General features: G+C 69.0%; 23 protein-coding genes. 14 read left to right on the plus strand and 9 right to left on the minus strand.

Features of this window, described 5'->3' with window-relative positions; genetic code table 11:
• Positions 1-85: 85 nt before the first annotated feature.
• Together BM199_RS16875 and BM199_RS16880 are read right to left on the minus strand one after the other, a co-directional pair.
• The gene (locus BM199_RS16875) at positions 86-925 is read right to left on the minus strand and encodes a glutamate ABC transporter substrate-binding protein (protein ID WP_091674175.1); all 840 of its coding nucleotides are present in this window, start codon (positions 923-925) and stop codon (positions 86-88) included.
• A 70-nt stretch (positions 926-995) separates the two neighbouring features.
• Positions 996-1724, minus strand: coding sequence for an amino acid ABC transporter ATP-binding protein (locus BM199_RS16880; RefSeq protein WP_177242655.1), 729 nt, complete (start codon positions 1722-1724; stop codon positions 996-998).
• A 306-nt stretch (positions 1725-2030) separates the two neighbouring features.
• On the opposite strand from BM199_RS16880, the gene miaB reads away from it, so the two are divergent.
• A complete protein-coding gene (gene miaB, locus BM199_RS16885; RefSeq protein WP_091674177.1) occupies positions 2031-3512 on the plus strand; it encodes a tRNA (N6-isopentenyl adenosine(37)-C2)-methylthiotransferase MiaB in 1482 nt (493 codons plus the stop codon).
• Positions 3509-3994: an Rv2732c family membrane protein gene (locus BM199_RS16890; protein WP_091674178.1), complete on the plus strand. Its 486-nt coding sequence runs from the start codon at positions 3509-3511 to the stop codon at positions 3992-3994. The genes miaB and BM199_RS16890 overlap by 4 nt, the downstream gene beginning before the upstream one ends.
• An 82-nt stretch (positions 3995-4076) precedes the next feature.
• Here the strand turns inward: BM199_RS16890 and BM199_RS16895 are convergent, their stop codons facing one another.
• Positions 4077-5396, minus strand: a complete 1320-nt coding sequence (locus tag BM199_RS16895; RefSeq protein ID WP_091674179.1) for a DUF349 domain-containing protein — start codon at positions 5394-5396, stop codon at positions 4077-4079.
• Positions 5397-5609: 213 nt separating this feature from the next.
• On the opposite strand from BM199_RS16895, the gene BM199_RS16900 reads away from it, so the two are divergent.
• The 3 genes from BM199_RS16900 to dapF are packed head-to-tail and all read left to right on the plus strand — an operon-like array spanning position 5610 to position 8062.
• The gene (locus BM199_RS16900; RefSeq protein WP_091674180.1) at positions 5610-6314 is read left to right on the plus strand and encodes a class III extradiol ring-cleavage dioxygenase family protein; all 705 of its coding nucleotides are present in this window, start codon (positions 5610-5612) and stop codon (positions 6312-6314) included.
• Complete coding sequence (gene miaA / locus BM199_RS16905; RefSeq protein WP_091674181.1) at positions 6311-7222, plus strand: tRNA (adenosine(37)-N6)-dimethylallyltransferase MiaA; 912 nt, start codon at positions 6311-6313, stop codon at positions 7220-7222. The genes BM199_RS16900 and miaA overlap by 4 nt, the downstream gene beginning before the upstream one ends.
• A gap of 9 nt (positions 7223-7231) precedes the next feature.
• Positions 7232-8062, plus strand: a complete 831-nt coding sequence (dapF, locus tag BM199_RS16910) for a diaminopimelate epimerase (protein ID WP_091674182.1) — start codon at positions 7232-7234, stop codon at positions 8060-8062.
• 10 nt (positions 8063-8072) lie between these two features.
• On the opposite strand, the gene BM199_RS16915 is transcribed toward dapF, so the two are convergent.
• Positions 8073-9329: an MFS transporter gene (locus tag BM199_RS16915; protein WP_091674183.1), complete on the minus strand. Its 1257-nt coding sequence runs from the start codon at positions 9327-9329 to the stop codon at positions 8073-8075.
• 63 nt (positions 9330-9392) lie between these two features.
• Here BM199_RS16915 and BM199_RS16920 point away from each other — a divergent pair, with 63 nt between their 5' ends.
• The 3 genes from BM199_RS16920 (at position 9393) to BM199_RS16930 (ending at position 12706) form a co-directional block, all read left to right on the plus strand.
• Complete coding sequence (locus BM199_RS16920; RefSeq protein ID WP_091674184.1) at positions 9393-9896, plus strand: ArsR/SmtB family transcription factor; 504 nt, start codon at positions 9393-9395, stop codon at positions 9894-9896.
• A 54-nt stretch (positions 9897-9950) separates the two neighbouring features.
• The gene (hflX, locus tag BM199_RS16925; RefSeq protein ID WP_091674185.1) at positions 9951-11384 is read left to right on the plus strand and encodes a GTPase HflX; all 1434 of its coding nucleotides are present in this window, start codon (positions 9951-9953) and stop codon (positions 11382-11384) included.
• Between the two features lie 218 nt (positions 11385-11602).
• The gene (locus BM199_RS16930; protein ID WP_425425536.1) at positions 11603-12706 is read left to right on the plus strand and encodes an SdiA-regulated/phytase-like domain-containing protein; all 1104 of its coding nucleotides are present in this window, start codon (positions 11603-11605) and stop codon (positions 12704-12706) included.
• A 37-nt stretch (positions 12707-12743) separates the two neighbouring features.
• Here the strand turns inward: BM199_RS16930 and lexA are convergent, their stop codons facing one another.
• The gene (lexA, locus tag BM199_RS16935; protein ID WP_425425542.1) at positions 12744-13433 is read right to left on the minus strand and encodes a transcriptional repressor LexA; all 690 of its coding nucleotides are present in this window, start codon (positions 13431-13433) and stop codon (positions 12744-12746) included.
• Positions 13434-14128: 695 nt separating this feature from the next.
• Here lexA and BM199_RS34570 point away from each other — a divergent pair.
• The 3 genes from BM199_RS34570 to BM199_RS16950 all read left to right on the plus strand — a co-directional run bounded on the left by BM199_RS34570 (position 14129) and on the right by BM199_RS16950 (position 18184).
• On the plus strand, positions 14129-14515 hold the full coding sequence (locus BM199_RS34570; protein WP_245788407.1) for a LysM peptidoglycan-binding domain-containing protein: 387 nt from the start codon (positions 14129-14131) through the stop codon (positions 14513-14515).
• Positions 14516-14802: 287 nt separating this feature from the next.
• Positions 14803-15330 (plus strand): transcriptional regulator NrdR, encoded by a 528-nt coding sequence (gene nrdR / locus BM199_RS16945; RefSeq protein ID WP_091674186.1) that lies wholly within the window; start codon positions 14803-14805, stop codon positions 15328-15330.
• A gap of 10 nt (positions 15331-15340) precedes the next feature.
• Positions 15341-18184: a vitamin B12-dependent ribonucleotide reductase gene (locus tag BM199_RS16950; RefSeq protein WP_091674187.1), complete on the plus strand. Its 2844-nt coding sequence runs from the start codon at positions 15341-15343 to the stop codon at positions 18182-18184.
• Between the two features lie 46 nt (positions 18185-18230).
• Here BM199_RS16950 and BM199_RS16955 read toward each other — a convergent pair whose 3' ends face one another.
• Positions 18231-20276, minus strand: a complete 2046-nt coding sequence (locus BM199_RS16955) for a prolyl oligopeptidase family serine peptidase (protein WP_091674188.1) — start codon at positions 20274-20276, stop codon at positions 18231-18233.
• A 186-nt stretch (positions 20277-20462) separates the two neighbouring features.
• Between BM199_RS16955 and BM199_RS16960 the strand changes: the two genes are divergently transcribed.
• The 3 genes from BM199_RS16960 (at position 20463) to BM199_RS16970 (ending at position 23949) form a co-directional block, all read left to right on the plus strand.
• On the plus strand, positions 20463-21482 hold the full coding sequence (locus tag BM199_RS16960) for a neutral zinc metallopeptidase (protein WP_245788408.1): 1020 nt from the start codon (positions 20463-20465) through the stop codon (positions 21480-21482).
• 97 nt (positions 21483-21579) lie between these two features.
• Positions 21580-22011 (plus strand): CBS domain-containing protein, encoded by a 432-nt coding sequence (locus tag BM199_RS16965; RefSeq protein WP_091674189.1) that lies wholly within the window; start codon positions 21580-21582, stop codon positions 22009-22011.
• Between the two features lie 114 nt (positions 22012-22125).
• Positions 22126-23949, plus strand: coding sequence for a Xaa-Pro dipeptidyl-peptidase (locus BM199_RS16970; RefSeq protein WP_091674190.1), 1824 nt, complete (start codon positions 22126-22128; stop codon positions 23947-23949).
• Positions 23950-24050: 101 nt separating this feature from the next.
• Here the strand turns inward: BM199_RS16970 and BM199_RS16975 are convergent, their stop codons facing one another.
• The 3 genes from BM199_RS16975 to BM199_RS16985 all read right to left on the minus strand — a co-directional run bounded on the left by BM199_RS16975 (position 24051) and on the right by BM199_RS16985 (position 26365).
• The gene (locus tag BM199_RS16975) at positions 24051-24881 is read right to left on the minus strand and encodes a maleylpyruvate isomerase family mycothiol-dependent enzyme (protein ID WP_091674191.1); all 831 of its coding nucleotides are present in this window, start codon (positions 24879-24881) and stop codon (positions 24051-24053) included.
• Between the two features lie 192 nt (positions 24882-25073).
• Complete coding sequence (locus BM199_RS16980) at positions 25074-25763, minus strand: mycothiol-dependent nitroreductase Rv2466c family protein (RefSeq protein WP_091674192.1); 690 nt, start codon at positions 25761-25763, stop codon at positions 25074-25076.
• Positions 25760-26365 (minus strand): TetR/AcrR family transcriptional regulator, encoded by a 606-nt coding sequence (locus tag BM199_RS16985; protein ID WP_091674193.1) that lies wholly within the window; start codon positions 26363-26365, stop codon positions 25760-25762. The genes BM199_RS16980 and BM199_RS16985 overlap by 4 nt, the downstream gene beginning before the upstream one ends.
• Positions 26366-26506 lie beyond the last annotated feature (141 nt).

Below are 26506 nucleotides of genomic sequence, written 5' to 3' on the forward strand. Positions count from 1 at the left end.
CCTAGGTCTAAAACCGGCTTGCTACGCGAGCGGGCCGGGCGAGCACTCGCGTGACGCCCGACCCGCTTCGGTAGAACTCAGTCGGTCACTTCTCGGTGATGGCCGGGGGCTCCGGAACCTCGTAGCCCGCCGGGGCGAAGTGCGTCTCGGCGGCCGCCTTCCAGGCACCCTCCTCCTGCATCTTCAGGATGGCCGCGTTGATCGCGTCCCGGCTCTCGGTGTCGCCCTTCTTCAGGCCGACGCCGTAGTTCTCGTCGGAGAAGCCGTTGCCCACGAGCTTGAACTTGCCTGCCTCACCCGCGGCGTAACCGGCGAGGATCACGTCATCGGTGGTGACGGCGTCGACCGCGCCGTTCTCCAGCCCGGTCAGGCACTCGGAGTAGCCGCCGAAGTTCTGCAGCGCCACTCCGGGGTACTCGTCCGCCACGTTCTGCGCGGAGGTGGAGCCCTTCACCGAGCAGAGCTTCTTGCCTTCCAAGGTTTCCGGACCGGTGATGTCCGCCTCGTCGGCGCGGACCAGCAGGTCCTGGTGCGCGACGAAGTACGGGCCGGCGAAGAGGACCTTCTCCTTGCGGGAGTCGGTGATCGAGTAGGTGGCGAAGATCAGGTCCACCTCACCCTTTTCGATCAGGTTCTCCCGCTGCGCGGACGGAGCCTGCTTCCACTCGATGCCGCTCTCCTCGACGCCGAGCTCCTTGGCGACGTACTTCGCGACGTCCACGTCGAACCCGACGAACTGGCCGTCCGGGGTCTTCAGGCCGAGACCGGGCTGGTCGTACTTGATGCCGATCGTCAGCTTCTTGTCGTCCTGGGCCTTCTGCAGGACGGTCTTGTCGCCACCCTCTTCGCCGCCACCGCAGGCCGCGAGGGCGAGACTTGCCGCCGCGACGACAGCGCCGACGCGCAGTACTCGGCTCAACCGCATCTCTTTCAGTTCCTTCCATTTGTGACGACCACCGGGGTTCGGGTTGCCCCGATGATCCGCCGGGTGGAAATCAGTGCGTCAGAATCTTGCCGAGGAAGTCCTTCGCCCGGTCCGACCTCGGATTGGTGAAGAAGTCGTTCGGAGTGGAGTCCTCGACGATCTCACCATCGGACATGAACACCACGCGGTGCGCGGCCTTGCGGGCGAATCCCATCTCATGGGTGACCACCAGCATGGTCATACCGTCCTTGGCGAGCCCGGTCATCGTGTCCAGGACCTCCTGGACCATTTCCGGGTCCAGCGCGGAGGTCGGCTCGTCGAACAGCATCACCTTGGGCCGCATCGCCAGCGCACGGGCGATGGCGACGCGCTGCTGCTGTCCACCCGACAGCTGGGCCGGGTACTTGTCGGCCTGGTCGGTGATGCCGACGCGGTCGAGCAGTTCCATGGCAGTTTTGCGGGCTTCCGCGGAGGAAACCTTGCGGACCTTCTGCGGGGCCAGCGTGACGTTCTCCACGATCGTCTTGTGCGCGAAGAGGTTGAACTGCTGGAACACCATGCCGACATCGGCGCGGAGCGCGGCGAGCGCCTTGCCCTCGGCGGGCAGGGGCGTGCCGTCGATGGCGATCGCGCCGGAGTTGATCGGCTCCAGCCGGTTGATCGCCCTGCACAGCGTCGACTTCCCGGACCCCGAAGGTCCGAGGACAACGACGACCTGTCCCGAAGGGACTTCGAGGTTGATGTCCTTCAGCACATGCAGATCGCCGAAGTACTTGTTCACGGCCTCCGCCTTGATCATCGGCGGCGAGGGCGTCGCAGCGGTCATCGGGCCTCCATCGCTGGCGGTCTGCTCGGTACTGGCTCTACGGGCAACAACGGGATCTAACACCGAAGCGGCCCGGCAGAGACACTGTTTGGGTCAAAACGCAATGTAGGTCGCGTGACCAGCCCCAATCAGGTGATCGCGCGTACCGTGGCGGAGACTCTAGTGACCCTCCGCGCATACCGCCCGAGTAGGTGCCGCTAGCCCGCGTCGCGGGGGTCCCTGCCCCTCGGCCTACCCTGGTGGTCTCAGCACTGCAACCGCACGCGACCAGGAGTTTGGGTGACCCGGAGCTATCAGATCCGCACCTTTGGCTGCCAGATGAACGTCCACGATTCGGAGCGGCTCGCGGGGCAGCTGGAGGACGCGGGATACGTCGCCGCGGCCCCGGAGGCCACGCCGGACGTCGTCGTGTTCAACACCTGCGCGGTCCGAGAGAACGCGGACAACAAGCTGTACGGCAATCTGGGTCAACTGCGACCCACCAAACGGGCTAATCCCGGCATGCAGATTGCCGTAGGTGGCTGCCTCGCGCAGAAGGATCGTGGCGAGATCGTTAACCGGGCGCCCTGGGTGGACGTCGTGTTCGGCACCCACAACATCGGCTCGCTGCCGACCCTGCTCGAGCGCGCCAGGCACAACGCGGAGGCCGAGGTCGAGATTCTCGAGTCGCTGGAGACCTTCCCCTCCACGCTGCCCGCCCGCAGGGACTCCGCGTACTCGGGCTGGGTGTCCATCTCGGTCGGCTGCAACAACACCTGCACGTTCTGCATCGTGCCGTCGCTGCGCGGCAAGGAGCGCGATCGCAGGCCCGGCGAGATCCTGGCCGAGGTGCAGGCCCTGGTCGACGAGGGCGTGCTGGAGGTGACCCTGCTCGGGCAGAACGTGAACTCCTACGGCGTGGAGTTCGGCGAGCGCGACGCCTTCTCCCAGCTGCTGCGCTCCTGTGGCTCGATCGAGGGGCTGGAGCGGGTGCGGTTCACCTCGCCTCATCCCGCCGCGTTCACCGACGACGTCATCGACGCCATGGCCGAGACCCCCAACGTGTGCCACCAGCTGCACATGCCCCTGCAGTCCGGATCCGACCGGATCCTGAAGGAGATGCGGCGCTCCTACCGCTCGACCCGCTTCCTGGGCATCCTCGACAAGGTGCGGGCGGTGATGCCGGACGCGGCCATCACGACGGACATCATCGTCGGCTTCCCCGGCGAGACGGAGGAGGACTTCCAGGCGACCCTCGACGTCGTCCGGCAGGCCCGCTTCTCCAGCGCGTTCACCTTCCAGTACTCCAAGCGTCCCGGCACGCCCGCCGCCGAGATGGACGGCCAGGTGCCGAAGGAGGTCGTGCAGGAGCGCTACGACCGTCTGGTCGAGCTGCAGAACGACATCGCGTGGCAGGAGAACAAGAAGCTCGTGGGGCGCACGGTGGAGCTGCTGGTCGCCAGCGGAGAGGGCCGCAAGGACGCGGAGACCCACCGGATGAGCGGGCGGGCGAGGGACGGCAGGCTCGTGCACTTCACGCCGTCGGGCCCCGCGGTGGACCGGTCCGTGCGACCGGGCGACATCGTGGCGGCGGTCGTCACCTACGGCGCCCCGCACCATCTGGTCGCCGACGGCGACCTGCTTTCGCACCGGCGCACCCGCGCCGGCGACAACGCCGAGGCAGGGCTGCGGCCGAAGACCAACGGCGTGACCCTCGGGTTGCCCGCGTTCGGCACGCCCCCGCAGCAGCAGGCCGCCGTCTCGGGCGGGTGCGGCCTGTGAACGGGAACGCCGACAGCGCCGATGACGGCAGGCACGTGGACGAACTGGCCGCCGACGTCGACGCGGTGGTCAGCAGGGCGGCACGGACCGTGGACCTCGGCCGGCGCGGGTTCGTGATCGCCGTGGCGAGCTTCGCCCTGATCGTCGCCCTGCTCCTGCCGTGGGTGGGCGACTACGCGGGCTGGCAGGTGCTGGCCGGCGACGGCGGTGCGATCCCGCGGCTGTTCGCCGTGACGTCCACCCTGATCGGCATCGTCGCCTCGGCGCTGACCCTGGCGACCCAGCGATGGTGGCTGGCCTGGGTGTGCGCCGTAGGTGGCTGGTTCGCCAGTGTCGACGGCGTGCTGGCCATCTGGTCCCAGCAGTCCACGCCCGCCACCGGCGTGGCGGGCGACGGACCGGGAGCGGGCATGATCCTGGCGGTCGTGGCCACCGTGATCCTGGCAGGCAACTGGATGAGCGCGGCCTGGTCGCGAACCTGACCGAGCACTCAAGTTCCCCAATGTGGCATTGGGGAACTTGAGCGTCCCCAATGCCACATCGGGGACATCACAGCCGGGGCGGCTAGCGCTCCGCCACGGCCTGTTCGGCGGCCTGCATCCACTCACGCCACTGGGCGGCCTGCTCGTCGGCCTTCTTGGCCCTGCGCTCGTCGCCCGCAGCGCGTGCCTTGGCCGCCTGCGCCTCGAACTGCTCCACCCGCTCGCGGAACTGCGCCGCCCTGGCCTGCGCCTCGGGGTCGCTGCGGCGCCACTTCGAGTCCTCGGCGGAGCGGATCCGGTCCTGTACCGCCTTCAGCCTGCCGTCGAGCTCGCGGATTCGTTCCCTCGGCACCTTGCCGATCTCGTCCCAGGCGTCCTGGATCTTGCGCAGCTGTGCCTTGGCCGCGTCGAGATTCGCGGCGGGATCGATCTTGTCCGCCTCGGCGAGCAGTTCCTCCTTCCGCGCCGCGTTGCTCGCGAACTCGGCGTCGCGCTCGGAGAACACCTCGGACCTGCGTGCGAAGAACGCGTCCTGCGCGGCGCGGAAGCGCTGCCAGAGAGCGTCGTCGGCGTCCTTCGGGGCCCGCCCCGCGGCCTTCCACTCCGCCATCAGGTCCTTGTACCGGCCCGCGGTAGGTCCCCAGTCCTCGGAATCGCTGAGGGCCTCGGCCTCCGCGATCAACTCTTCCTTCCGCGCCTTGGCCGCGGCCCGCTGCTTGTCCAGGTCGGCGAAGTGCGAACCACGGCGGCGGTTGAAGCCCTCACGGGCCTTGGAGAACCGCTTCCACAGCTCGTCGTCGGTCTTGCGGTCGACGCCCTTGACGGTCTTCCACTCGTCGAGGATGGCCCTGAGCCGGTCGCCCGCGGCCTTCCACTGGGTCGACTCCGCCGCGATCGTCTCGGCTTCCTCGGCCAGCGCCTGCTTCCTGGCGATCGCGGCCGTGCGTGCCTTGTCCCGCTCCGCACGAGCGGCTTCCAGCGCGCGCTCCGCGTGGGCGATCACCTCGTTGATCCGGGAACCGAGCGCGTCGAGATCACCCACGGCGGCCGCCTCGGCGAGCCCGTCGCGCAGCTGGCTCGCACTCGCCAGCGCCTGCTTCGGGTCGCCCGCACCGGAGCGCAGCCGGGTCTCCAGCAGCTCCACCTCGGTGCGCAGGTCGTCGAACCGGCGCGCGTAGTGCAGCAGTCCCTCCTCCGGTGTGCCCGCCTGCCAGACGCCGATCAGCCGCTCGCCGTCGGCGGTGCGGACGTAGACGTTGCCCTCCTCGTCGACACGTCCCCACCGCTTCGGGTTGGACTCGGCATGAGGCACGGCGGGAGCCGCGTTGCTTGGGGCGTGGGCGTGGGGTACCGCGGTGGGCGTCGGGACGTCCGCGCCGTGGGATGTGCTGTGGTCGGCCATGGCCGGCTCCTTCTCGCCTGTCGGCCCGTCGGACGTGTCGTCGGACGGGCGCCCCACCAACGGTGGGGCCGGGTCTAGCGGATGCTCGCAGGTGGTACTTCTACCGCCGGAACGGTGTCCGTCCCTCGCGGCATTCAAACAGGTCAGCGCCCCAGGTGGAACTCCATGCCTCGTTCGGGGTCCCTTTCGGTACGCCCGGTAACGTCGATCGGTGTGATCGCGCGTGCCGTCGTGCTACCCCATCCTCCCCTGCTCGTGCCCGAGCTGGTGCCCGGTTCGGTCGAATCGACCGAGGCCGTGCGCTCGGCGTGTCTTGCAGCCGCGGCCGAACTCGCCGCGGCGGCGGACCAGTGGTTCGCGGTCGGCCCCGGAGCCGGCGCGCGGACCCTCGGCGCGCGGGCTCGCGGCTCGTTCGCGGGCTACGGCGTCGATGTTCCGGTGGCGCTATCGCGGGACGCGGCGGGGGCCGCCGAGGAATTGCCCCTGCCGGCGCTGATCGCGGGCTGGCTCAGGGAGCGTGCCGGAGCGAACTCGGTGCGCGTCAGGCTGGTACCGCCGGAGGCCGGGGAGCTGGCGGACGCCGCCGCCGAGCTGGCGGAGCTCGACCGTGCCGACGACCGGCTCGGGCTGCTCGTGCTCGGCGACGGCTCCAACCGCCACGGCGCCAGGTCGCCCGGCAGTCAGGACGATCGCGCGCCCGCGTTCGACGACGCCGTCGCCGCCGCGCTGGGAACGGCGGACACCGCGGCGCTGCGGGCCATCGACCCCGTCCTCAGCGCGGAACTGGGCACCGGTGGCTGGGCGCCGTGGCAGGTCCTCGCCGGCTACGCGGAACCGGGGCGGTGGAGCGCGCGGATGCTGTACTCCGGTGCGCCCTTCGGGGTGCGCTACCACGTGGCCGTCTGGGAGCGCGGATGACGAACATCGGAGTTTCGGTCGCCGTGGTCGGTCCCACCGCCACCGGCAAGACCGCGCTGGCGGTGGAGCTCGCGCTGGCGCTCGACGGAGAAGTGGTCAACGCGGACGCGATGCAGTTGTACCGGGGCATGGACATCGGCACCGCGAAGGCGACGGCCGAGGAGCGGCGCGGCGTGCCGCACCACCTGCTCGACGTGCTCGACGTGACCGAGACCGCGTCCGTGGCCGCGTACCAGCGGGACGCTCGGGCGCGAATCGAGTCCCTGCTCGCCCGGCGGCGCACGCCGGTGCTGGTCGGCGGTTCCGGGTTGTACGTGCAGGCGGTACTGGACGACCTGAGATTCCCCGGGACCGACGCTCGGGTGCGCGCGGAGTTGGAGGCCGAGGCGGCCGAACGGGGGCCCGCGGTGCTGCACGCCAGGCTCGCCGAGAGCGACCCGGTGGCGGCCGGTTCCATCCTGCCCTCCAACGTGCGGCGGGTCGTGCGGGCGCTGGAGGTCATCGAGATCACCGGGCAGCCCTTCTCGGCGAACCTGCCCACCCCCGGCGAGCCGCGTTACGGCACGGTGCTCGTCGGTGTCGATCGGGAGGTCGCCGACCTCGACGAGCGGGTGGACCTGCGCGTGCGGCGGATGTTCGACGCGGGACTGGCCGATGAGGTGCGGGAACTGGAACGCAGGGGACTGCGTGAGGGCAGGACGGCATCGCGGGCGCTGGGGTATCAACAGGTGCTGGCCGCGTTCGACGGCGACGGCGACCTGGACGGCGCGGCGGCCGCCACCGCACAGGCGACACGGCGGTTCGTGCGGCGGCAGCGGTCCTGGTTCCGGCGGGACGCGCGGATCCGCTGGTTCGACGGTGCCGACCCCGCACTGACCGAGCGCGTGCTGTCCACGGTCACCACGTAATCTGGGCCGATGGGCGGCATCGAGTTCCTCAAGGGGCACGGCACGCAGAACGATTTCGTGCTGCTGCCGGATCCCGATGGCAGGCTGGACCTGACCCGGGCCAGGGTTGCGGCGCTGTGCGATCGGCAGCGTGGACTCGGCGCCGACGGCGTGCTCCGGGTGGTGCGCCCCTCGGCCGTCGGCCTGGAGTCGGCGGGCGAGTGGTTCATGGACTACCGCAACGCCGATGGCTCGATCGCCGAGATGTGCGGCAACGGAGTACGGGTGTTCGCACGCTACCTCGTGGACGCGGGGCTGGTGGACGGCACGGAGTTCGTCGTCGGCAGCCGCGCGGGTGACCGGGGTGTGCGGGTGCATGCCGACCGTTCGGTGACCGTGCACATGGGGCCCGCCCGGATCATCGGCAGTTCGGTCACCGCCGTGTCCGGCAGGGAGCTGTCCGGCGTGGCCGTGGACGTGGGCAACCCGCACCTGGTGTCCTTCATCGACTCCGACGTCGCCGATCTCGACCTGCGTACCCAGCCCGCGTTCGACTCCGACGTCTTCCCGGCCGGTGTGAACCTGGAGTTCGTCAACACGCTCGAGCCGGGCAGGCTGCGGATGCGGGTGCACGAACGCGGTGTGGGGGAGACCCGGGCCTGCGGGACCGGGACGGTCGCCGTCGTGGCCGCCGCGCTGCATCTCACCGGCACGGACACCGGCGAATCCACTGTGGACATCCCCGGCGGCACGGTGCGGGTCACGATCGCTCCTGGGGAGTCGACACTGACTGGGCCCGCGGAGATCGTCGCAAGGGGGGAGCTCGACGAGGCGTGGTGGTCCGCGGCCGACCGGTCCTGATTCGCCGCGGTCAGTTCGGTGCCGTCACCGGTTCCTCCTCACTGCTCGGCAGGTCGCGCATCGATCGCAGGGGTGAAAAGAGCACCCAGAGCACGGCGAGCGACATTCCCGCGGTCGCGACCCAGACCCCGCCCCGGACACCGAGCCACTCGCCGAGCACGCCGCCCAGCAGGCTGCCCAGTGGCATCGCGCCCCAGACGACACTGCGCACGCTCGCGTTCATCCGCCCGAGCAGCCGGTCGGGACAGATGGCCTGCCGGAAGCTCACCTGCGCGACGTTGTAGACGATGATGCCGTAACTGACGATCACCAGACCGGCCACGGCGATCCCGACCCGCCAGCCCGGTACGGCCAGTGGCACGAGCAGCTGAGCGGGCCAGGTCACCAACGGCACCAGCCACACCGCCCTGGCCTGACCGATCCGGCGGCTCCACCAGGACGCGGTGAACGCCCCGAGGATGCCGCCGACGCCACTGATCGCCAGTACGAGGCCGACACCCGCCGCGGGCAGGCCCAGTTCCCTGGTCAGGAACAACACCTGGAGTGCGGCGTACGCGCCACCCGCGAAGTTCCCGGTCGCGGTGCAGAGGGTGATCGCGCGCAGCGTCGTGTTGCCGAACACGAAGCGCAGGCCCTCGGCGATCTCCGCCCGCAGGTTCCTGTGCGCGGCCCGCTCCGGCGTGGGTTCCTGCACCCGGATGCGGAGCAGCAACGCCGCCGATGCCAGATAGCCGATCCCTGCCGCGAGCACGGCGTTCGCCGCCCCGGCGAGCTGGGCGAGCGCGCCGCCGATCCCTGGCCCCGTCACGTGCGCCACCGACTGGCTCGCCTGCAGCTTGGCGTTGCCTTCCACCAGATTGACGCGGCCGACCAGGAACGGCAGATAGGACTGGTAGGCGACGTCGAAGAACAGCGTGCACACGCCGACCAGCAGGGCCACGACCAGCAACTGGGTCAGGGTCAGCACACCGGCCCACCAGGCGAACGGCACACTGAGCAACAGCAGACCGCGCGCGAGGTCCGCGCCCACCATGAGCGGTTTGCGGCGCATCCGGTCCACCCACACACCAGCTGGCAGGCCGATCAGCAGGAAGGCCGCGTGCTCCGCGGCGGTGAGCAGCCCCATCTCGAACGGATTCGCCGCGAGCACGGTCACGGCCAGCAGTTGCAGGACCGTGATGCTGACGAAGGTGCTGAACTGGCTGACGGTGTCGCCGGCCCACAACCGGCGGAAATCGCGGTGGAACCACAGGGAGTCTCGGGCCATGAGTGGAGATGATGGAGTAAGTGATTGGAAAGTGTCAATCACTCACCGTCGTAGGCTGGGCGGGTGACGGCAGAGCGACGGAAGGCGACCGAGGCCGAGGCGAACGCGCTGGCCTCCGGAATACGTCTGCGCATCATCCGGTTGACCTTCACGGAGGCGCTGACGAACAAGGAACTGGCGCAGCGGCTGGGTCGTGATCCCGCGACGACCCTGCACCACGTCCGCAAGCTGGTGGATACCGGATTCCTCAGGGCACTACCCGCACGGAAGGGCACGCGGGGCGCCAGGGAGATTCCCTACCTGTCCACGGGCCTGTCCTGGGAACTCGACGACGCCGGGGTGACCCCGGGCGTTTCCGAGGCGGTTCTCGAGGCCTATCTCGCCGAGGTCGCCGAGGTCGGACCCGACGCACTGCGGCAGAGCAGGCTCGTGCTGCAACTGCACCCGGCGGAGCACGCCGAGTTCGAACGCAGGCTCTACGACCTGCTCGAGGAGTTCAAGAACCGCTCGCCGCAGCCGGGCGAACCGAGCGTGGCCGTGTACACGGTGCTCTACCCCAGCCGGTGACGGCCGCATAACTCGTTCGGTGTTCCGGGCGAATCGTGGGACGATGGAAGGACGATGACAGAACTGACACACAATGATCTGCTCGACGAAGAGCTGTCGACCGGTGAGCTGGAGCTCGAGGACCGCGCGTCACTTCGCAGGGTCGCGGGGCTGTCCACCGAACTGGACGACGTCACAGAGGTCGAGTACCGAAAACTCCGGCTGGAGCGCGTTGTGCTCGTCGGGGTGTGGACCGAGGGCACCGCTGCCCAGTCCGAGGCCTCGCTCGCCGAGCTGGCCCGGCTCGCCGAGACCGCCGGGTCCGAGGTATTGGAAGGGCTGGTCCAGCGCAGGCAGCGCCCGGACCCGGCTACTTACATCGGCTCCGGCAAGGTGCTGGAGCTGGCGGACATCGTGCGCGCCACAGGGGCGGACACGGTGATCTGCGATGGTGAACTCTCACCTGGGCAGCTACGCCAGCTGGAGGCGAAACTCAAGGTCAAGGTGGTCGACCGCACCGCCCTGATCCTGGACATCTTCGCCCAGCACGCCCGGTCACGGGAGGGCAAGGCGCAGGTCGAGCTGGCCCAGCTGCAGTACCTCATTCCCCGCCTGCGGGGCTGGGGTGAATCGCTGTCCCGGCAGGCCGGTGGCCGGGCCGGAGGCGGCAACGGTGGTGTGGGTCTGCGTGGTCCCGGTGAGACGAAGCTGGAGACCGACCGGCGCCGCATCAGCAAGCGCCTGTCCAAGCTGCGCAGAGAGATCGCGTCCATGGACACGATCAGGGAAACCAAGCGCGGGCGCAGGGTGGCCAACGAGGTGCCGAGCGTGGCGATCGTGGGCTACACCAACGCGGGCAAGTCCAGCCTGCTGAACGCCATCACCGGCGCCGGTGTACTCGTGGAGGACGCACTCTTCGCGACGCTGGACCCGACCACTCGGCGGGCCGAGACGCCGGACGGCCACACGTACACGCTCACCGACACGGTGGGGTTCGTCCGGCACCTGCCGCACCAGCTGGTGGACGCGTTCCGCTCGACGCTGGACGAGGCGGCCGACGCCGATCTGCTGGTGCACGTGGTGGACGGCTCTGATCCGGCTCCCGAGGAGCAGGTCAACGCCGTGCGCGAGGTGCTCGCCGAGATCACCCAGCGCCGGTCCGAGCCGTTGCCCCAGGAACTCCTGGTGATCAACAAGGCGGACATCGCCGACGAGCTCTCACTCGCCCGGCTTCGTAACCTGCTGCCAGGGGCCGTGGTGGTCTCGGCGGGTACCGGTGCGGGCGTGGAGGAACTGGTCGCCGCGATCGCCGAACGCCTGCCGCGGCCACAGGTCGTGATCGACGCGATGGTGCCGTACACCAGGGGCGAACTCGTGGCGCGAACGCACGCCGACGGCGAGGTGGTCTCCGAGGAGCACGTGGCGGAGGGCACCAGGCTGCGCGCTCGCGTGCACCCGGACCTCGCCGCCGCGCTCGAGCAGTACGCGACCAACGGTTCCGCGCACTGAGCTTGTAGGTAAACGCGCGTCACGACCGACTCGGCGGGGCTCGGACTCACCCGCGATAGTCACCCCACGGGTCAGGCGCCCCGCCTAGCCGCTCGTGGGCTTCGCCGTGCGCGTTTTCCAGGGCACGGCCGCGTACCTCCGTTCAGCAACGGTCCCGCGCACTGACCGAGCGGGGGTCGGTGCCGCACCATGGCGACGGCGCTCAGTAGCGTGGAGCCGTGATCAGGCTCAGCGGGGCAGGGGTTTTCCGGAACGTCGCGGTGACGGTCGCGCTGCTGGCGGTACTGCATTCCGTGCTGCTGTGCCCGGCCGCCAGTGCGGCGGATGTGCCCGCTCCGGAACCGGTCTGTGCCATCTCGGACGAGCGGCTCGGTGAACTTTCCGGCCTGGCCGCCGATGACGAGCACTGGTACGCGGTGAACGACGGCGGCACGCGGATCGAGATTTTCGTGCTGAACCGGGACTGCTCGGTCCAGCGGACGATCTCCGATCCCACCGATCCCTACGACGTGGAGGACATGGCCCGAGCCGAGGACGGAACTCTCTGGCTGGCCGACACCGGGGACAACCGCAAGCAGCGGGACACGGTCGCGCTGCACGAGGTCCGCCCCGACGGCGGGGCGACCCTCTACCGGTTGACCTACCCGGATGGCCCGCACGACGCGGAGGCGCTGCTGCTGGACCGCGCCGGTGTCCCGTACGTGATCACCAAGAACGTGCTCGGCATCTCCGAGGTCTACCGCCCTACCGGGCCCTTGAGTAGTCCCGGCCCGACCCCACTGGAGAACGTCGGCTCGCTGCGCCTCGAATCGACCGACACGCAGGGCGGGCCCGTCGGAGCCACTGGCTCGGTGCTTGTCACGGGAGGCGCCGTGAGCGCCGACGGCACGGTGATCGCCCTGCGCACCTACACCGATGCGTACCTCTACCGGGTGCCGGACGGGGACATCCCGGCCGCACTGCGGAGCGCACCGGTCCGGGTGCCGCTGGCGGACGAGAACCAGGGTGAGGCCATCGCTTTCACCCCCGACGGCTCCCTGCTCTCCGCCAGCGAGGGCACCGGAGAACCCGTGCGGTCCGTTCCTGGTGCCACCGGGCTCGTACCCGCGGGAGACAACGGATCGGCGCCGGAGGGTGCCTCGGCCGCGGGTGACGGTTCGGAACCAGGCGAGGCCGCGCCCTCAGCGCCCACCGCGCCCTCAGCGCCCTCTTCGGACTCGTCAGGACTGCCGGTACTGCCCGGGATCGCCATCGCCGTCGTCGTGGCCGCGGTGACGGTACTCGGCACAGGCAAGCTCGTCCGGCGCCGGAAGCGGCGCTGAGATCTGGACCGCCGCGATGTAGACCGCCGAGAGCCGGTCAGAGTCTACGCAGCACTGCGACCACCTTGCCGAGGATGCTCGCCTCGTCGCCCGCGATCGGTTCGTATGCCTCGTTCTGCGGCATCAGCCAGACGTGCCCGTCCTTGCGTTTGAACGTCTTCACTGTCGCCTCGCCGTCGATCATGGCGGCGACGATCTCGCCGTTGTCCGCGGTCGGCTGCTGCCGGACCACGACCCAGTCGCCGTCGGTGATGGCCGCATCGACCATCGAGTCACCGGCGACGCGCAGCAGGAACACGTCGCCTTCGCCGACGATGTCCTTCGGTAGGGGGAAGACGTCCTCGATCGCCTGCTCGGCCAGCACCGGCCCACCTGCGGCGATCCGGCCGACCAGCGGCACGTACGCCGGCTTGGGTAACTGATCGAGCTGCTCGGCGGCCGCTGTGACGGCCGCCGGATCCACCGCCGCGGTCAGCACGCCGACAGCTCGCGGACGGTTCGCGTCCCGGCGCAGGTACCCCTTGCGCTGCAGAGCGCGCAGCTGATGCGACACCGATGACGTCGAGTTCAGCCCGACGGCCTCGCCGATCTCCCGGACGCTGGGCGGGTAGCCGAACCGCTCCACCCAAGCCCGGATGACCTCAAGCACCTGCTCCTGACGGGGGGTGAGCTGGTCGTCGGCATCCTCCCCCTCGTGCAGGGCGTGCACGGCGGCTACCGCGTCCAGGCCGTCCGGCGCGTCGGGGATGCCCGAGCCGCCCAGTCGGGCCGAGTCGGCTTTGGCCTTGCGAGATCGCGTGGCACCGCCTGCCTTTCCGGCCGGCTCCTTCTTGGTCTGCCGTGTCGTCTCGCGTGCCACCGTGCTTCCTCCAGGACATCGAAGTTCGTTGTCGCGGTTGCCACCGCGGTGTCTAATTCAAAACTCGGGTTGTTCACCGCTGACGCGCGGTCCTGCATGGACCTCACCAGCAGCCGGCAGCCACGACCACCCTCTGGGTGGCCCCGTCTGCCGACTTGTGAACAACCCTCGCCGTCGTGTGCCGACTCGTGCGTTGTTGATCTGTGTCGATATCGACGTTAGCCCTCCACCAGGGGATTTTCAAACATCTGTTCGAACGACACGCCGCGAGTGCTCGATTTTGTCGGACCGGGGTGGTACACATTCGCACGGGCGTTCGATAGAACGGATGTTCGAGTCCGGTCCGCCGAGGGCGGTCGGGCGAGCGACAGCCGGACGGTCACTGTCATGTCGAGCGCGGAGTTGAACCTGGAGGAGGTTCCGTCATGTCGGTTCTCGTGCACGGTGCGCGCCCGAGTCGTCAGAGTCGTCAGAGTCGTGTCCCCGTAACTGATCGTGGGCGCCGCCCGGTCTTCGAACCGTCACCTTCCGGACTGCGGAGCACGCACCGGCATCGTGACGAGGTGCGCAGGCCGCCGACCAGGGCGCGAGTGGTAGCCGGTTACGCCCGTACGGCGCCCGCCACCTGCGCGCCGGGGCGACGCGACGCGGTGCGCTGGCCGTTGCTGGTCGCGCTCGCGGTCGGCTCGGCACTGCTGGTCGTCGTGCTTGGTCTGTTCGCCGGACGAATGGCGCAGGCGGACGCCCCCGTGCCGGAGCAGACCACCCTGGTATCCGTCGGGGCGGGGGAGACGCTGGCGGACCTGGCTGCGCGGTACGCGCCCGCCAGTGACACCGCGACGGTGGTGGACCGGATCCGCAGCCTCAACGACCTCGAGAGCTCCGCCGTTCCGGCAGGACTACCGCTGGCTGTGCCGTACCAGCCCGGCCTGGCTCCGGCCTCGCCATAACCCATCCACGCTCCATGCGCACGCTCTGGACACGCTCGTGTTCACCCAGTTGAGGCGCTTGCGCGCCCAGGGGACGCGATCTACAGTCAACCCCTATATGTAGTAGTTACATGCCTGTAGTTGGTCCACAGGTTGGGGTAGAATCTGGAGTAGTTGTCCACAGCTTTGCCGGGTTTGCCCACCGGCTGTCCACATGTCGATCACCAGCCCGGTTCCGTGCCGGCCGGGTCGCCGCGGGTAGCCATGGGAGTCGGCAGAGGCGGCTGGAGAGGTAGGTGAGGCGACGGATGCGGTGCCCGTTCTGTCGTCACGTGGATTCCCGGGTAGTCGACTCCCGAGAGGTGGACGAGGGCCAGGCGATTCGCCGGCGCCGTTCGTGCTCGGAGTGCGGCCGTCGGTTCACCACATCGGAGCAGATGGTGCTCGCCGTGGTGAAGCGGTCCGGGGTCACCGAACAGTTCAGCAGGGACAAAGTGGTTCGGGGAGTGCGCCGCGCCTGTCAGGGACGGCCGGTCGACGACGATGCCCTCCAGCAACTCGCGCAGCGGGTGGAGGAGTCGATCCGGTCCGCCGGGGTCGCGGAAATTCCGAGCCACGAAGTGGGGCTGGCCATTCTCGGGCCGCTCCGCGAGCTCGACGGGGTCGCGTACCTGCGCTTCGCGAGCGTCTACCGCTCCTTCTCCTCGATCGAGGACTTCGAAAAGGAGATCGCGGGCCTACGTGAAGCGATGGCGAGCACGGTTGGTCCGGCCGACTCGGACGAGAGCGAACGAAGCGCGGGCGGCGACGAACGCCGCCACCCCGCGCAGGAGTGAGGGGAGACCCATGACAGAGACCATGGGAGCGAAAACCGGTGGCAAGGCAGGCAAGCAGGGGCCGCGCGCACAGCGCGGGCTGAGCGTGCAGCGGGTGTACACCACCGAGGGAGTTCATCCGTACGACGAGGTCACCTGGGAGCAGCGTGACGTCGTGATGACCAACTGGCGCGACGGGACGGTGAACTTCGAGCAGCGTGGTGTCGAGTTTCCCGAGTTCTGGTCGGTGAACGCCACCAACATCGTCACCAGCAAGTACTTCCGTGGTGCTGTCGGCAGCGCGCAGCGGGAGAGCAGCCTCAAGCAGCTCATCGACCGGGTCGTCAAGACGTACGTGAAGGCGGGCATCGAGCACGGCTACTTCGCCGGCGCGGACGATGCGGAGATCTTCGAGCACGAGCTGACCTGGATGCTGCTGCACCAGGTGTTCAGCTTCAACTCGCCGGTCTGGTTCAACGTGGGAACCACGTCCCGGCAACAGGTGTCGGCCTGCTTCATCCTCGCGGTCGACGACACCATGGAGTCGATCCTCAACTGGTACCGCGAGGAAGGCCTGATCTTCAAGGGCGGTTCGGGTGCGGGACTGAACCTCTCCAGGATCCGCTCGTCGAAGGAACTGCTGTCCTCCGGTGGCACGGCGTCCGGGCCGGTGTCGTTCATGCGCGGGGCGGATGCCTCCGCGGGCACCATCAAGTCGGGGGGTGCCACCCGGCGGGCCGCGAAGATGGTCGTGCTCGACGTCGATCACCCCGACATCGAGGAGTTCATCCAGACCAAGGCCAGTGAGGAAAAGAAGATCCGGGTCCTGCGGGACGCGGGCTTCGACATGGATCTCAGCGGCGCCGACATCTCCTCGGTGCAGTACCAGAACGCGAACAACTCGGTGCGCGTCTCCGACGAGTTCATGCGGGCCGTCGAGTCCAAGAGCAGCTTCGGCCTGCGCGGCAGGATGACCGGAGAGGTGCTCGACGAGGTCGACGCCACGTCGCTGTTCCGCTCGATGGCGACCGCGGCCTGGGAGTGTGCCGACCCCGGCATGCAGTACGACGACACGATCAACGACTGGCACACGTGTCCGGAAAGCGGCCGGATCACGGCGTCCAACCCGTGTTCGGAGTACATGCACCTGGACAACTCCAGCTGCAACCTCGCTTCGCTGAACCTGATGAAGTTCCTGTCCGACGACGGCACGTTCAACGCGGAGCTGTTCGCCAGGACCGTCGAGCTGGTCATCACGGCGATGGACATCTCCATCTCCTTCGCGGACTTCCCCACGGAGGCGATCGGGGACACCACACGCAAGTTCCGGCAGCTCGGGATCGGCTACGCCAACCTCGGCGCGCTGCTGATGGCGACCGGACACGCCTACGACTCCGACGGAGGGCGGGCGCTCGCGGCGGGTATCACCTCGCTGATGACCGGTGTGTCCTACCGGCGTTCGGCCGAACTGGCCGGTGTGGTCGGTCCGTACGAGGGGTACGCCCGCAACGCCGAGGCCCACCAGCGGGTGATGCGCAAGCACGCGGCGGCCAACGACCAGATCCGCACGATGCACACCAACGACGTCAACGTCCGCAAGCTGGCCACGGCCGAGTGGCAGCGCTGCATCGAGGTCGGGACCGCTCAGGGGTGGCGCAACGCGCAGGCCAGCGTCCTCGCGCCGACCGGGACCATCGGTTTCATGATGGACTGCGACACCACCGGGATCGAGCCGGACTTCTCGCTGGTCAAGTTCAAGAAGCTGGTCGGCGGCGGCTCGATGCAGATCGTCAACCAGACCGTGCCGGGAGCGCTGCACTCGCTGGGCTACCAGCAGGAGCAGGTCGAGGCGATCGTCGAGTACGTCGCCCAGCACGGCCACGTCGTCGACGCTCCCGGACTGCGGCCCGAGCACTACGAGGTGTTCGACTGCGCCGTGGGCGAGCGCTCCATCGCCCCCATGGGGCACGTCCGGATGATGGCCGCCGTGCAGCCGTTCCTGTCCGGCGCGATCTCCAAGACCGTCAACATGCCCGAGTCTGCCACCGTCTCCGACGTGGAGGAGATCTACTTCCAGGGCTGGAAGATGGGCCTGAAGGCGCTGGCGATCTACCGGGACAACTGCAAGGTCGGCCAGCCGCTGTCCACTGGCAAGAAGGACACCCAGGCGGCCGAGCCGGAGACTGTGGTCGAGTACCGGCCGGTCCGCAAGCGCCTGCCGAAGAAGCGCCCGAGCCAGACCGTGTCGTTCACCGTCGGCGGGGCCGAGGGGTACCTGACAGCCGGTTCCTACCCGGACGACGGGCTGGGCGAGATCTTCGTCAAGCTTGGCAAGCAGGGCTCCACGCTCGCCGGCGTCATGGACGCGTTCTCCATGTCGATCTCGGTGGGCCTGCAGTACGGCATTCCGCTGGAGTTCTACGTCTCCAAGTTCTCGAACCTGCGGTTCGAGCCCGCGGGAATGACCGACGACCCGGACGTGCGCATCGCGACCAGTGTGCTCGACTACCTGTTCCGCAGGCTGGCGCTGGACTACCTGCCGTACGAGAAGCGTTCGCAGCTTGGGATCTTCACCGCTGACGAGCGCTCGTCCCAGGTCGAGGCCGACTATGGCTCGCCGGCGAGCGGGCAGGACAACATGGACCTGGAGGAACTGCGCAGCAGCGTGGACTCCAGTTCCCGGCGCGGCCTCGAACAGGAGGAGGACCGGGAGTACGAGCACGGCAGGCAGGCGCAGACCACCGCCGAACTGGTGGAACTGCAACTCGGGAAGGCGGCCGACGCGCCGCTGTGCATGACCTGCGGGACCAAGATGCGTCCTGCCGGATCGTGCTACGCCTGCGAGGGTTGCGGCTCCACCTCCGGCTGCAGCTGACAACGGAGGCGGCGGGGAGCCGGCCACGCCGGCTCCCCGCCCAGCCTCAGATGAGTTGCCGCAGAAGGAACTCGTAGACCAGCGCCCACTTGAACGCCAGCTGGGCGTTGTCGGCCGCCGCGCCGTGTCCGCCCTCGATGTTCTCGTGGTAGCGCACGAGGTCGGGACCGTAGCCCAGGTCCCGCATCTCGGCGACCATCTTCCGGGCGTGTGCCGGGTGCACCCGGTCGTCCCTGGTCGACGTCACGAACAGCACCGGCGGGTAGTCCTGACCGGCCCGCAGGTTCTGGTAGGGCGAGTACGTGCGGAGGTACTCCCAGTCCGCGGGCTCGTCCGGGTCGCCGTACTCGGCCATCCACGACGCTCCCGCGAGCAGCTGGTGGTAGCGGCGCATGTCCAGCAGCGGGACCTGGCAGACGATCGCCCCGAACAGCTCCGGGTAACCGGTGAGCATGACGCCCATCAGCAGGCCGCCGTTGCTGCCGCCCTGAATGCCCAATCGTTCCTTCGTGGTGATTCCGCGAGCGACGAGATCGGCCGCGACGGCGGCGAAGTCCTCGTACACCCTGCGCCGGTGGTGCTTGACGGCCTGGGTGTGCCACTCGGGGCCGTATTCGCCACCACCGCGCAGATTGGCGACCACGTACGTGCCGCCGCCTGCCAGCCAGCCGCGCCCGATCACCCCGCTGTACGACGGGGTCAGGCTCACCTCGAAGCCGCCGTAGCCGGTCAGCAGCGTCGGGCCCGGCCGCCTGCTCGGGTCGCCGACAACGAAGTACGGGATCCGGGTGCCGTCCTTCGAGGTCGCGAAATGTTGTTCCACCGCGAGTTCGTCGCCGTCGAAGAACGCGGGTGCCCGCTTGAGCGTCTCGACCGGTTCCCCGACATGGCCGTACAACAAGGTGGACGGTTCGGTGAACCCGCTGACGTTCAGCAGGAACTCGTCACTGTGGTCCGGGTCGGTGTCGGTGATGTCGATGCTCGCGGCGTCGGTGCGGCCCACGCCGGCGAGCGGCTCGGACCGCCAGCCCTGCTCGCCGGGAGTGAGGATCCGCAGCTCGTTCTTCACGTCGGACAGGGTGTTCAGGATCAGGTGGTGCCGGGTCCAGGCGTAGTAGTCCAGCGAGGTACGGGCGTCCGGCTCGAACAGCACGTCGAGGTCCCTGGAACCGTCGAGGAACTCCTGCAGCCGGATCGCGAGCAACGCTCCCGCCGGGTGCTCCGCCACACCCGTGTTCCATGGGGAGCGGGTGCGCACCAGTAGCCATTCACGTTGCAGCGAGGGCCGGGCGTCCTCGGGCAGATCCAGCCGGACCAGGCCGTCCGGCGTCCGCAGCTGGATTTCCGAACGGTAGAAGTCGATCGCCCTGACGATCAGGTCCCGTTCGTGGCCCTCTGTCGGGTCGTGCATCCCGTGTACCGCGACGTCGTCCGGCTTGCCCTCGAACACCGTCGTGGCCTCCGACAGTGGCGTTCCCCTGCGCCACTCCTGCACCAGTCGTGGGTAGCCGGAGGTGGTGAGGGAGCCCTCGCCGATGTCGGTGCCCACGTAGATCCGGTCCTCGTCGATCCAGTCGACCGAACTCTTCGCCTCGGGGAGGCGGAACCCGTCCTGGACGAAGTCGCGGCTCTCCAGGTCGAACTCGCGCACCTCCGTGGCGTCCGCACCGCCCCGAGACAGCTCTACCAGCGCGCGGTGGAACCCGGGCCGCAGCACGGAAGCCCCCTGCCAGACCCAGTTCTCGCCCTCTGCCTCGGCCAGCGCGTCGACGTCGAGCAGAACCTGCCAGTCCGGCCGGGCGCGGCGGTACTCCGCCAGCGTCGTACGCCGCCAGAGCCCGCGCGGGTGCTCCGCGTCCTGCCAGAAGTTGTAGAGGAACTCCCCGCGCCTGCGCACGTAGGGGATCCGATCGTCGGCGTCGAGCACCTCGCGGATGCCGTCGCGCAGCTGCTCGAACCGCGCGCCGTCGGTGAGCTCCTCGACGGTCAGCGCGTTCTGCTCGCGTACCCAGTTCAGTGCAGCTTCACCGGTGACATCTTCGAGCCAGAGATGTGGGTCCCGCGGTTCGTCCGCCGCTGTCGTGTCGGTCATCGGACCAGTCTGACGGGGCGGGGCGCCCGGTTGCCAGATGAACACCGTTCCCGTTCTGTGATCCCCCGCTCGGTTCGTGCCGATATGCTGGCACCGCGTTGGATCTGGGGGACTGCTCTTCTCACGTTCTCGGGGACCGTGACCAGCCGCGCACCGATGTCGGACGATCTGATCACCAGGTGCTCTGTGGACTCTGCCGATGAGGCACGCCGTCGCGCGGCTGCGAGCTACGACCCGGCCCGCGTCGCGGACCTGCCCGTCTCCCAGTGGCGGCCGGGGCCGCACCCTGTGTACACCACGCCCGTCGTCGTCGCGGCGCCCCAGGCCCCGATCCCGCCGCGCAACTCGCCGTTCGCCGTCGTCGGAGTGCTCGGACTGGTACTGGGCCTGGTACTCGCGGTGGCCATGGTGGGCCGTGGTGTGTCCCCGGTCGTGGGCGTGGCGGTGCCCGCCTCCCCGGGCCCCGCGGATCCGGTGCCCGGTCTGCCGCCCGGTGACCCCGAGCCTGTTCCGGTCATCGAACTCGGCACGAACCCGCTGCTGGCCGAGGGGAGGGCACTGCCCGCGGTCGCCTGTGACCTGCCCGGAATCGGTTCGGGTGATGCCGAGCTGAGGTCGTTCTACGCGGCCGCCCTGCGTTGTCTCGACGACGCGTGGGAGCCGGTGCTGGCAGCTGCGGGGGAGCCGTTCGCCGAGGCCGGGCTGGAGGTCACCGCGGAGGCGCCGAGCGAGTGCGGCGACCCGCCGGACGAGGCGGAGGCGACCGCTTTCTACTGCGGCTGGGACGAGGTCATCTACATGCCGCAGGAGCGCTTGCTCGCGACAGTCGGTCTCAACCGGTCCGCGCATCTCGCGGTGCTGGCACACGAGTACGGCCACCACGTGCAACTGCTTAGCGGAATCATGTACGCGCTGGGTGAGGAGCTGACCGGAGTCGAGGAAGGCGCCCCCGCGGAGTTGGAGCTGACGCGCAGGACGGAACTGCAGGCGAACTGTTTCGCAGGGCTGTTTCTCGCCGCCGCCGCGGGCCGGGGCTCGATCTCGGAGGGGCAGGCGCAGGTGGCGGTCGAGGACTTCGCCAACTCGGCCGACAGCGACACCCACGGCACACTGGCCAACCAGATCGCCTGGGCGCGCGCGGGCTTCGCGGCTGAGGGAACCGCGGACTGCAACACGTTCGACGTCCCCGCCCACGCGGTGCGCTGACCGGCGCCTATCGCAGACCACCCTCCTTCCGGCTTTCCCGCTGCCGAACCTGCCAGTAGCCTGGCGTGATCCAGCTCACCAGGTCGGGAGGATTCTGATGCGCATTGCCGATGTGTTGCGAACCAAGGGCGCTGAGGTAGCCACGGTCGAGCCGCTGGCCACGGTGGCCGAGCTGCTCGCTCGGCTCTCGGAACACAACGTCGGCGCGATGGTGGTCGTCGACCAGGACCAGGTGGTTGTCGGCATCGTCTCCGAACGCGACGTGGTGCGGAAGCTGCACGAGCACGGCGCAGCCCTGCTGGAGCGTCCGGTCGCCGACATCATGACGACCGTGGTGGCCACCTGCACTCCCGAGGACGCGGTGGACTCGCTCAGCGTCGTCATGACCGAACGGCGGATCCGGCACGTTCCCGTGCTCACCGACGGCAGGCTCAGCGGCATCGTCAGCATCGGCGATGTGGTGAAGGTGCGGATGACCGAGCTGGAGCAGAGCCAGGAGCAACTGGAGGCCTATATCGCCCAGGGCTGATCCGGGGCGGGGCGATCCTTTCGTCGGGCAAGTGGCGCAATCTCGTTGACACTGACCGGTTCGCCCGGAAGGGTCGGGCTGGTTTCCTTGTCGCGCCGTCCCACTGGGGGTTCCGTGAGAGCCGCACGTGCCGCAGTCCTGCTGACCGCTGTAGTCGTCCTGCCGCTGACCGCGATCTCGGCGCACGCCGATCCGCCCCCGGGACCGGTGTTCTCCGGCGGTGAGGCCCAGCCGGTGTTCGATCCGGACGATGTCGTCCGGGAGAGCTTGTGGGTCACGGCCCCGGTGGACAGTGACGGCGACGGCGCCGACGACGAGGTGCACGTCGAAGTCGTCCGGCCCAGCGCGACGGAGCACGGTCTGACGGTGCCCGTGGTGTACCAGGCGAGCCCGTACTACGCCGGTGGCAACGACATCACCAACCACGACGTGGACGTGGAGTTGCACGTTCCCGGCCGTCCCGGATCCGGCAAGGGCGGCCCGCGCGGCGCCGCTGACGGCGTCGGTCTCGCAGGCCCGAACGGCGCGGCCCAGATCACCTGGCGGTACGAGGAGTACTTCACCTCGCGCGGTTTCGCGGTCGTCTACGGCGAATCACTGGGCAGCGGGCAGTCCAGCGGTTGCCCGACGACCGGTGGGGAGAACGAGACGATCGGCGCCAAGTCCGTTGTGGACTGGCTGGGCGGCCGTGCGGCGGCACGGGACGCCGGGGGCGCACCCGTGTCGGCGGACTGGACCACGGGAAAGACCGCGATGATGGGCGTCTCCTACAACGGCACGCTGCCCAACGCGGTGGCCAGTACCGGTGTCGAGGGCCTCGAGACGATCGTGCCCATCGCCGCGATCTCCAGCTGGTACGACTACTACCGTGAGGACGGCGCGGTGGTGGCGCCCGGCGGGTACCAGGGCGAGGACGCGGACGTGCTGGCCGAGTACGTCTACACCAGGGACGACAGGGAGATCTGCCGCCCGGTGATCGACGACCTGACCGCCGAGCAGGACCGGATGACCGGCGACTACAGCGACTTCTGGGCGGAGCGCAACTACCTCGACGACGTCGAGAACGTCCGTGCCTCGGTGCTGGCGGTGCACGGACTCAACGACTGGAACGTCACCATGAGCCAGGTGGCGCAGTGGTACGAGGCGCTGCGCGCGCACGGGGTGGAGCACAAGATCTGGCTGCACCAGTCCGGCCATGCCGACCCGTACTCGTTGCGCCGCGAGGCCTGGTTGTCGACGTTGAACAAGTGGTTCTCGCACTATCTCTACGGACTGGACAACGGCATCGAGCGGGAGCCGAAGTCCACCATCCAGCGTGAGGACGGCTCGTGGACCGACGAGGCCGACTGGCCCGCGCCCGGCACGGCGGACGCCAAGGTGTACCCGCGGCAGGGAGGCGCGGGCAAGGGCGGGCTCGACCTGCGCCACCGCGCACCCGGATGGACCGATGCCGAGCGGTTCACCGACGATGCGGGCAAGACCGTCGAGCAGTTGGTGGACCAGTCCCGGTCGGCCAACCGGCTGAGCTACTCCACGAAGGCGGCCAAGCGGCCGGTCCGGCTCAGCGGGACCCCTGGTCTGACGCTGGGGATCGCGTTCGACCGGCCCGCGGCGAACATCACCGGGGTGCTGGTGGACCGCGCTCCTGACGGCACGTCGACGGTGATCACACGGGGCTGGACCGACCCGCAGAACCGCACCGATCCGGCCAGGACACGGCCGATCAAACCCGGCAAGACCTACCGGATCTCGTTCGATCTGCAGCCGAAGGACTACGTGCTCGCCGCGGGGCACAAGCTCGAGTTCGTCCTGGTCTCCAGCGACCACGACTTCACCCTGCGGCCCGCGCCGGGTGCGGGACTGGCCCTCGACCTGACCCACACCTCGGTGACCCTGCCGGTGGTCGGCGGGAAGAAGGCGTTGCGCGCGGCGTTCTAGGAGCGCACTTTCCCGGGAAAGTGCCGAAGCGCACGAGCGTGACCTGGGACGGGAGCTTCAGGGCAGCGCACTTTCGCGGGAAAGTGCGCTGCCCGGCGGGGTCAGATCGTGTAGGCGAGGTTGCGCACGATCTGCTCGCCGAGTCCGGTGTCGCCGGAGATGCCGATCTCCGCGCGATTGTCGTCCGCGCGGGTCCGGCCGCCCGCGAGCTGGGCGAACAGGGTGGACGGGAGCGTGATCGTCGTGGTGGCGGGCTCGGCGAGACTGTCCACGACCTTCGCGCGGTCGTCCACCCGTACATGCATCGCCCGCCGGACCGGCCCGGTCAGGGAGAAGGTGACCGAGCTGCCCTGCGGGGCACGGCCCAGCTTGCCGACGATGTACCCGAGACCTCGCTGGATCTCGTCGATGACCAGTTCGGCGCGGGGACCGTCGTCGTGCCCCGGCCTGCCGACGGCGTCCCGGATGTCCTGCTCGTGCATCCAGCAGTCGAACACCCGGATCTGCATGAACCGGGCGTAGGTGCCCTGGCCGAGCGGTGTCCAGCTGGGGGCGTCGAAGTCCGCCTGCGACATCGCGGCTATCGCCTTGCGCCTGCGCCCTGTGACCTCGTTGAACCGGGCCAGCAGCTGCTCCGGCGAGTGCCCTCGCAGCATGTCCACCCATTGTTCGTTGAAAACCGCGATGGGGTTGTGCACGTGCGCGAGTGCGGAGAAGTCGCTCGCCGACTCGACCGGCTGCTCACCGAGCAGGGACGACTCGGTCCCGACGATATGGGCGAACACGTCGTGCACTGTCCAGCCGGGCAGTGTGGTCGGGGTGTTCCAGGCGTCCTCCGGCAGGCCCGCCATCAGTTCGGCGAGGCTGAGCCACTGCTGGTCGAGGGCGTCCACCAGCGGTTGCTTGGCGATACTCGGAATCTTGGTCGTCATCGACGGTCTCCTTCATGTCTCAGCTCTTCTGAGAACTCGGGTCCGCTATCGCGTCGCCAGGGCTCTGGCTCCCAGCGACTGTCCGGCTTCGCCGGTTGACGCCCTGCCGCCGCGACAGCGGGACTTCGTCGGCCGAGTTCCACAAATCACCCGACCGCGCAAACCACAGTTCTCAGCTGTCCTGTCAGTTCTCTATTCACCGATGGGAATGACCTGGCCACGGTTGATGCTCACCCAGTCCCGTCCGCTCAGGTACGGCCGCAGCGCGTCGGCGATCGCGGCCTGGTCCTGCTCGCTCTTGGGGCGCTGGAGTTCGTAGAGCCGGGGAAACTCGAGCATCCCGGTGACCAGGTCCCACAACCGCAGGGCTGCCGTGCCCTCGGGAGGATCGATCAGCACCGGTCCGAAGAGGGACTGGCCGTCAGGGAAGAACAGTGTGGGCACTCCGAACCCGCCCGCGCCGGTCACCCGCTCGTGGTCGGCCCTGACCTCGTCGTGGGTCCTCGGGTCGGCGATCGCCTCGTCCAGCACCTCCGGGTCGGCGCCGATGCCGGTCAGCAGCTCCCTGGCGACCTCCGGATCGTGCGGCTTGCGTCCCTCGACGTGCAGTGCCCGTCCCGTCGTCTCGTACCAGGCGTCCAGCAGCGCCATGTCGCGCCGCCGCAACAGCGCACCGATCCGCATCAGGGACCAGCCGTAGGACCAGGCGCGCTGCCACGGGTGCTTCTTGCCCTCCGCCCGGTTGATCTCCTCGAGACTGAAGAAGCGCCAGTTGACGGTGAGACCGGTCTGTGCGCGTACCTCGCGAATCCAGACCGACGTCTGGTAGGCGAACGGGCACATCGGGTCGAAGTGGAAGTCCAGTTCGGCCGGTCCGGTCATGCGGTCACTCCCTCCGCGAGGTGGGCGGCGATCAGGTCGTCGATGCCCTCGGCGATGTCCACCGCGGGTGCGGCGTCGACCTTGGCCAGCAGGATCAGGCCCTGCGCGTGCGCGAGCACGGCGGCGGCGAGCCGGTCCGGGTCCGTTCCCTGCCGCAGCAGGCCCTGTGCCGAGGCGCGCCGGCACACCGCCGCGATCCGCTCCCGCCAGTTCGCGAAGACGGCGGCCAGGTGCTCCCGGACCACGGTGTCGGCGGTGGACAGTTCGGCCGCCAGATTGCCGAACGGGCAGCCGACCACCTGGCCGAAACGCTCCTCGAAACCCACCTGGATCCGGCCGACCGCGAGTGCGACGCCGCGTAGTGCCTGCGCCGGATCGGCCGCGTCGGCCTCCCGCAGGCGCAGTTCGAGCCCGGCTGCGTGCAGGTCGATCACGGCGATCGCGACGTCGGCCTTGGTGGCGAAGTAGTGGTAGAAGCTGCCCTTCCGGACGTCAGCCTCCGCGCAGATCTCGCCGACCCCCACGGAGGTGTAGCTGCGCGTCAGGAACAACCGGGCGGCGGTGCGGACGATGCGCTCGCGTGCGTCCGACGTTCGACCCATGACTGGGAACCCTAGGGATAGTTGACTAGCCGGTCAACAAGTATGGGAATGTTGGTAGATGGCATTGATTATCAAAAGATGGTGAAATGTTAACTGTTCGATAAGCTCGCCAGTCTTCCACCTCACCTGAATCGTGTGTTC

Source organism: Amycolatopsis marina, assembly GCF_900111885.1.
GTDB lineage: Bacteria > Actinomycetota > Actinomycetes > Mycobacteriales > Pseudonocardiaceae > Amycolatopsis > Amycolatopsis marina.